The following is a 6920-nucleotide window of genomic DNA, read 5'->3' as shown; positions in this document are numbered from 1 at the left end:
CAGAAATGAGTGAAGCTGCTATATATGCTGTTATGACTCGTATTATGTTACGTCGTCTAGTCGTCTAAAGATTTACTTTATAAATGGTCTCTAAAGGATTTCCAACAAATAAATTATTCAATTTTGTGGAGTGGCCATCGTGCCCCAATACGCTTGGGTTATACATTTTTTCTCTCCCCCTGCTTAAGAAGAGCTTGCCTCAACAGATAATTTTCCTTAACTGAACTGTATTGCATCTTGCCTGCCTTTGGCTACAGGCGGGCTTTTCGGCCCATCCCGCAAGAAGTAGTTGAGTATTTTTTTATTTGTCAGTCCCTAAGCAACAACAGTGGCTTGTCGCTCCCGGCGTTGCACTTCTGCCCGGACTAGGGGAAGTTACTTTGTAGCACCTGTGGTTTCTTGGCAACTGGGCGATCGCACCAAGATTACATTCTCCGGCAAATATCAGGTTCGACCCAAAAAGTTTTGTCAGTCGGGGCTTCCTGCTGAGGGGACTATTTTGACTCTGCCAATGGCAGACTAAATGTTTATTATGGCGATCCGTTGGTTGTGCAGGGCACGATTTCGTGGCAGTTTTAGGAGAAGTACGAGCCAGAAAAGCGTGGCAAAAGCTTCTAAGTGCGATGCGTAGGCGTAGCCTGCAAAAGGCATCGCTTCATTATCTATAGTAGGAGTATTATGTCGTTGTGTGTGGTCAGAGTTTTGTTGGATTATCAGCGTCTCCCGGAAATGAGTGAAGCTGCCATATATGCTGTCATGACTCGTATCATGCTGCGTCGTCTTGTAGTCTGAAGATTTATTTTATAAATGGTCTCTTAGCTCAACTTTATCCAAAATTAAGAAATTGGTTCTCTTGATCCGGCAAAGACCCTAGCTTTTTGGCAAAAACTTTTTCCATGTCACTGATTCTCGGTGAAATCGAAAAAGTAAAACTACTGTCCCACAAAGGTTTCAGCGTCAGCTTCCGCTTTGCCAAAAAATGGATAAAGTCGAGCTTAGTTGACGTGGGAAAAGGTGAATGCAGCGATGAAGGATGTTGAAGATTTGAGTTCTTTAAATAGGGACTTAGCACTAGCAAGTTGTAAACAAGTCAGAGTAGCTCACGTAGTATACTCAGCGTTAATCTTCACATAGTCATAACTCAAATCGCAACCCCAAGCTTTACCTGTACCATGACCGTTGCCAACGCTGACTGCAATGATCACCGGATTATCTACTCGTTGAGCCTTGACAGTGCTTCTATCAAAGGATAAATCATTACTATTATTGGTGGCAATCAAGTCTTTGGGCAGGGAAGAATCAACAGCAGTTTGTTTCAAATAAGCGCTTGCTGCTGCACGATCAAAGGTTAAAGGTTGACCATTTTCCAACATTAAGAAATCGCCTAGCTTAATTTGCAGGTTTTCTTGCTCAAAGGGCACACCTGCACGTCCGGCGGCGGCGGCGATGCGTCCCCAGTTGGGGTCACGTCCAAAGATTGCAGATTTAACTAAGGATGAACCAGCGATGGTTTTGGCTATTTGTCGGGCTGAGAGTTCATCATGGGCCCCTGTCACTTCCACTTCAATTAGGCAGGTTGCGCCTTCACCATCACGAGCGATCGCTTTGGCTAAATGCTGACAAACTGCTGTTAACATCGCCTCTAATTTCTCTGCTTCTGCACCCAATTCTGTAATTGCTGGGGTACGAGATTGACCGTTTGCCAAAGCGATTAAGCTATCGTTGGTGCTGGTATCACCATCCACGGTAATCGAATTAAAGCTTCTATCGGCTGCCCTTGCTAACATTTGCTGCCAAAGGGCTGATGAAACGGCTGCATCACAAGTAACAAATGCCAGCATGGTTGCCATGTTGGGGTGAATCATGCCGGAACCCTTGGCAATGCCGCCAATTCGTACTGGGCGTTCGCCTATAGTTGTCTCTAAGGCAATGGATTTTGTTACCAAGTCTGTAGTGATAATCGCTCCAGCGGCGGCATCTGAGCCTGTTTCTGATAGTGCTGCTACTACCTTGGGAATCCCGCTTCGCAAAGCATCCATCTTAATTCTTTGACCGATCACGCCAGTGGAAGCTAATAACACAGATTCAGATGGGATGTTTAGTGCTTGGCCTATTGCCATAGCAGATTCTAGGGTATCAAGGTAGCCTTGAGCGCCTGTAGCGGCGTTTGCTTGTCCAGCGTTACAGAGGATGGCACGAGCGCTATGTTTGGCTTGCAAGCGTTGGCGACAATATTCTACGCAGGCAGCTTTAACCTGGCTGGTGGTGAATACACCCGCTGCGATCGCTTCCACCTCTGAGAATATCAAAGCTAAATCTGGCAACCCCGAAGGTTTTAACCCTGCGGTAATTCCCGCCGCCTGATACCCCCTTGGCGCTGTGATGCCACCTGTTATTTTTTGCCAATCTGTCATTATTCTTCACTCTAAACTATTGAGCAATTTTAACAACCTCTCAATAGTTTAAAGTTTTGAGGGAAAAATTTTAATTAGTAGGGCAAATGTTTGTAATCTTCTCCCCAACCGTCTAGGTTATTATCGTTAGTTTCAAAGCCCAGGCACATTGGATGATACCTAAGTTCCCATCGCCCGCTATCTGGGAAAAGCCGAATGGTACAGTTTTTGCAGCAATTGGCAACAGATTCACTTTTAACGCTGGGTTTAACCCGATAGTTCTAGGGAAGGTGCGCTTGAAGAATACAACACCCCACTTTTTGGGTATGCAATTCCTTACTAACGCCCCACTCCCTAGAGACAGTGGGACAGACTGCTTTGGACACAATCCGTGACTCTGAAAGTAATCCCAGAGTTTCGGCTACTGTGTCAGGTAGCCTCATCAGGCGGTTAATTTTCGTCAGTATCTAAATCCTTTTAGCTATGTCTGAATCTTTCATAACTTCCTCTGGTGGCAACTACATCGCTTGTTAATTGAAATAGTGGCGTTTTCAATTGCTTTGATGAGTGCTGCTGTATCTTCACCGCGAAATATTTGTTTATCACCATTTTGCCAAGTCACTGCTACTATACGGTTTGGCAACTCCTCATACTGGATTTGACGTATTTGGGCTAGGTTAATCCAACCAGCAGCTGGTAATTTGCAACTAAATACAGATGGTGTATTGACTATGGTGTACATTTTGGTAAACTAATTTTGCTTACTATCCGTGGCGATCGCACTTCAGGTTAAGCACTTACCAATAATAAAAGCAAGAGCTGTTGATGAAAGCCCTTCCCTACGGACGCTGCGCGAACAGGCGAAAGCGCTAAAGATATAACAGTGTGCAAATATCCCTGATCCGGTGAGGCAGCGCAGGAATATCTTAGCTTGACGATGAAGACAAAAGAAAGCCAAGGGGCGATCACAGCAATATATTCAAGTTTTGGCAAATATTGATTACTCTTTATCGTTGATGTTTTAAAAGATTTTTGGATGAGTGAGAAACATCGTTTTTCTCAGGTTAAAACATTAGTTCTAAACCAAGATAATGGCCCGGAGAATAGTTCTCGACGTACCCAGTTCATGAAACGTATATTAGAGTTTGCTCAGATCTTGCTACGGCACTGATACTTCGCTGCCGTCTGGGTTACTCTGGAATGTCCAGGTACCACCTGATCGGAAGGTCGAACCTGTGCCAAAGGTGTCCTCCATGTACTGCATATAGGTGACTAAGCCATTCTTCACCTTCGCCAGGATGGAGAAGGGAGAGATGAACGTTTTATCAAGTTTCACTGAATGGACGGTGAAGCTGCCGAAGACAGCCACGTTCTCGCCCTCGCCGAATATCTGCTGGATATCGAACTCCTCGATAGTCCAAAAGGTATTGACATCCCGGAAAGTTTTGAGGATGGCGGCCTGGCCATCTTTGTGCGTGCCTGCCCAAGGCATGAGCTTTTTCAGGTTAGGATTATCGTAACTGAGCGATACGTAGATGGCATCGGGGGAGACGAGTCGGTTGACGACCTCAGGGTTGGTGGGGTCTTTGAGAAGGGCTTGGACGATTTCTACAGGTGTACTAGACATACGTGTTCCTATAAGGCTGCTTATGCGAACCCGATAGTCGGGTTTGATGGTTATGAGGCTTATTTAAGAAAAACTCAAAATTTAAATCCAAGCTCAACTACTGGGCAGAAACGCCAACACTGGGGATCACTCCTGAGTTGAAAGCGATATGTTTGTACTCCAGGAATTCATCGATCGCCGTCAGACCATTCAGCCTGCCGTTACCGCTGCGCTTGAATCCGCCTTCCTCAAACTCGTCCCAAACGATCGCCCAATCGTTGATCCAGATCGTGCCTGCATCTATCTCGCGGGCGACGCGCAATGGGCGGTCAACATCGCGAGTCCAAATGCTCGCAGCCAACCCATACTCGCTATCGTTTGCCAGCTGCACCGCTTCTGCCTCAGTCTCGAATATCTGCATCGTCAGGACTGGACCGAAGACCTCTTCCTGAACGATGGTCATTTTCGGATCGGTCACTTCTAGCAGGGTCGGACGGTAAAATGCACCGCCAGCTAGTGGACCTTCAACAATTGGGCCGCCGCGTACAAGCACCTTAGCACCCGCTGCGATCGCCTCCTTCACCATCTTGTCAACACGAGCGACGTTCGGCTGATCAATGAGAGGTCCCATATCACTGGACGGATCAGACGCAGGTCCTGTTTTAACGTTCTCCAGTCGCTGGGTGATCAGCGTGCGAAACCGATCGGCAACAGCACGCTGCACCAACAGCCGGGAACCTGTCATGCAGAACTGACCTGCGAAGGTCGTGAGTGCCTTCTCAACCTTTGGCGCAGCCGCCTCCAGATCGGCATCCTCGAAGATAATCATCGGCGTCTTACCTCCAAGTTCAGTTTGAAACAGCTTGAGCGTCGCTGCCCCGGTTGCGGAAATTGCCTTCCCGGTCTTTGTGCTTCCTGTAAAGCTAATCACTCGAACATCCTTTGACTCCATCAGAAAAGATGATCCGCCTCTGCCTCTGCTTTCACTAAAGACATTAATCACGCCCTTCGGTAAATCGGCAGCTTCAGCGAGGGTTTTACTAAACAGATAGTTGATCTGTGCTGTATTACCCGGCAATTTAATAACAGTTGTAACACCAGCAGCAAGAGCAGGTGCCAGAGATCGCACAGTCAGGACAAGCGGCGAGTTAAACGGTGCGACGATTCCAGCAACTCCGATTGGAGATCGAGTCACAACCGAAAGGTGTCCGGGTTGGACTTCCATCGCCCGTCCATAATCGGTCAGCACAACCGATGCCCAGTATCGAAATTTACTAGGAATCATATCTACTTCAAATGCGGCTTCATCATGGACTTTGCCGTTTTCAAGCGAGAGAATCGCGATCAGTTCATCTCTGTGGGCTTCAAAGCGATCGGCAATTTGATTCAGCACTCGCGCACGAAGTGCCCGATTTTCCTTCCAGTCTAATTCTCGGAACGCCCGCACCGCAGCATTAACTCCCTGAACTGCCTCGTCACGCCCACCATCTGCATAAGTTCCAATCACCTTGCTTGTAGCTGGATCAATGCTATCAGTATGCTTTTTTGAATCAATCCACTCGCCATCAATCCAGTTCAGTGCGGGTGTTCCTAGTTCAATGTTTGATGCTGAGGATTTATTATCTGTCGTTACTGCCATAATAGCCGCTCCTTACTTTTCGTTTCTACTCACAGTCGAAGCTCAATGTACTCTTGTTCGATTAGCGGGTAATCTTCAGCCTTGATTGGTTGTGTTGCAGAAATTTTCAAGTGATAAACGAACGAGTTTCGTTCGCATTTTTTAAGCAATAACTCCAAAGATTTTGTTAATGAACTCTGCCTGAGATACACTCTGCGTAAGGAGGAAGCATTTGGTTTATAATCCGAGGAAGCATTTGGTTTATAACCCATTGAAATAAAGATTCTTGCCCGAATGCTTCGCCCTTACAGGAGTTTGATGAACCAAAGTTTTGCAAAAGCCTGCCTCAAGCTGGATGAACGACTTGCAAAACCAGCTTGCCGCGTGGATGTCCGTGCTGGCTAACTTCCTGTGCTTTAGCGGCTTCTGCCAGTTCAAAAACTTGCTCAATAGACGCTTTGATCTGTCCGTCATCAATCAATTGAGCAATCTGCTGGAGCTGGGAATTTGCTCTGAGATTGGCGAAAACAGGAACCGCTTTAATGCCCTGTGGAATGCCTGATTCAGGCACACCAAGTGTTGAAACTAAAACGCCACCGGGACGAATGATTTGCCACGATCGCGCTTGCGTTTCTCCACCAACCAAATCAAGCACCACATCTACATCTTTTACCTGCTGTTCAAACGGTTGACTCGCATAGTCGATCGCCTGATCGACACCCAGATTTCTCAGATCATCAAGGTTCGCTGCCGATGCCGTTGCAATGACTCGTGCCCTCTTCCACTTGGCAAGCTGAATTGCATAGCGACCTACTCCACCCGCGCCACCATGAATCAGCACGCTCTGCTCTGGCTGGAGATTTGCACCATCAAACAATGCTTGCCATGCGGTTATTGCCACAATTGGGACAGAAGCCGCGTGAATATAATCGAGCGTTTTCGGCTTCGGGGCGATCGCGTCTGCATAGCCCACTGCATACTCGGCATAGGCTCCCGAAAGCGCCATGTCTGCTGTTCCATAAACCGCTTGTCCTGGTTGCAGTGTGGTGACACCATCGCCCACACTTGCAACAACACCAGCCACATCAGCCCCAGCAATTACGGGCAGCGAATAATCATTGAGTTGTTGGAAAAACCCTTCACGAATCTTCCAATCGATTGGGTTTACCCCTGCTGCATACACTTGAATGAGGACTTGCCCTGCTTGCGGTTCAGGACGGGATACTTCGTCGTACTTGAGGTTTTCAGCCCCGCCGTAAGCATGAATTCGGATTGCTTTCATCGTTGCCATTGTGACGTACTC

Annotated in this window: 6 protein-coding genes and 1 pseudogene; 2 read left to right on the top strand and 5 right to left on the bottom strand. The window is 47.3% G+C overall.

Annotation, left to right across the window (positions count from 1 at the left end; all coding sequences use genetic code 11):
* Window positions 1-328: 328 nt before the first annotated feature.
* Window positions 329-523 (top strand): hypothetical protein, encoded by a 195-nt coding sequence (locus tag V7K48_RS27450; protein ID WP_335077271.1) that lies wholly within the window; start codon window positions 329-331, stop codon window positions 521-523.
* A gap of 577 nt (window positions 524-1100) precedes the next feature.
* Here V7K48_RS27450 and argJ read toward each other — a convergent pair.
* On the bottom strand, window positions 1101-2414 hold the full coding sequence (gene argJ / locus V7K48_RS27440) for a bifunctional ornithine acetyltransferase/N-acetylglutamate synthase (RefSeq protein ID WP_335077269.1): 1314 nt from the start codon (window positions 2412-2414) through the stop codon (window positions 1101-1103).
* A gap of 475 nt (window positions 2415-2889) precedes the next feature.
* A complete protein-coding gene (locus V7K48_RS27435; RefSeq protein ID WP_335077267.1) occupies window positions 2890-3135 on the bottom strand; it encodes a hypothetical protein in 246 nt (81 codons plus the stop codon).
* Between the two features lie 264 nt (window positions 3136-3399).
* Between V7K48_RS27435 and V7K48_RS27430 the strand changes: the two are divergent.
* Window positions 3400-3546: pseudogene (locus tag V7K48_RS27430) on the top strand (ISAzo13-like element transposase-related protein); the annotation flags it as partial.
* A 6-nt stretch (window positions 3547-3552) separates the two neighbouring features.
* Here V7K48_RS27430 and V7K48_RS27425 read toward each other — a convergent pair.
* From V7K48_RS27425 to V7K48_RS27415, 3 genes are all read right to left on the bottom strand, one after another.
* A complete protein-coding gene (locus V7K48_RS27425; protein WP_335077265.1) occupies window positions 3553-4020 on the bottom strand; it encodes a nuclear transport factor 2 family protein in 468 nt (155 codons plus the stop codon).
* A 97-nt stretch (window positions 4021-4117) separates the two neighbouring features.
* Window positions 4118-5638, bottom strand: a complete 1521-nt coding sequence (locus V7K48_RS27420; RefSeq protein ID WP_335077263.1) for an aldehyde dehydrogenase family protein — start codon at window positions 5636-5638, stop codon at window positions 4118-4120.
* A gap of 325 nt (window positions 5639-5963) precedes the next feature.
* Window positions 5964-6908 (bottom strand): NADP-dependent oxidoreductase, encoded by a 945-nt coding sequence (locus V7K48_RS27415; RefSeq protein WP_335077261.1) that lies wholly within the window; start codon window positions 6906-6908, stop codon window positions 5964-5966.
* Window positions 6909-6920: the final 12 nt, after the last annotated feature.

The sequence above is a fragment of the Nostoc sp. genome (assembly GCF_036919615.1).
Classification (GTDB): domain Bacteria; phylum Cyanobacteriota; class Cyanobacteriia; order Cyanobacteriales; family Nostocaceae; genus Nostoc.
This window is presented reverse-complemented; position numbering and strand designations above follow the sequence as displayed.

Coding starts and splice junctions, on each gene's coding strand:
- argJ (WP_335077269.1), bottom strand. CDS start 2,414: ATGACAGATTGGCAAAAAATAACAGGTGGCATCACAGCGCCAAGGGGG.
- V7K48_RS27435 (WP_335077267.1), bottom strand. CDS start 3,135: ATGTACACCATAGTCAATACACCATCTGTATTTAGTTGCAAATTACCA.
- V7K48_RS27425 (WP_335077265.1), bottom strand. CDS start 4,020: ATGTCTAGTACACCTGTAGAAATCGTCCAAGCCCTTCTCAAAGACCCC.
- V7K48_RS27420 (WP_335077263.1), bottom strand. CDS start 5,638: ATGGCAGTAACGACAGATAATAAATCCTCAGCATCAAACATTGAACTA.
- V7K48_RS27415 (WP_335077261.1), bottom strand. CDS start 6,908: ATGGCAACGATGAAAGCAATCCGAATTCATGCTTACGGCGGGGCTGAA.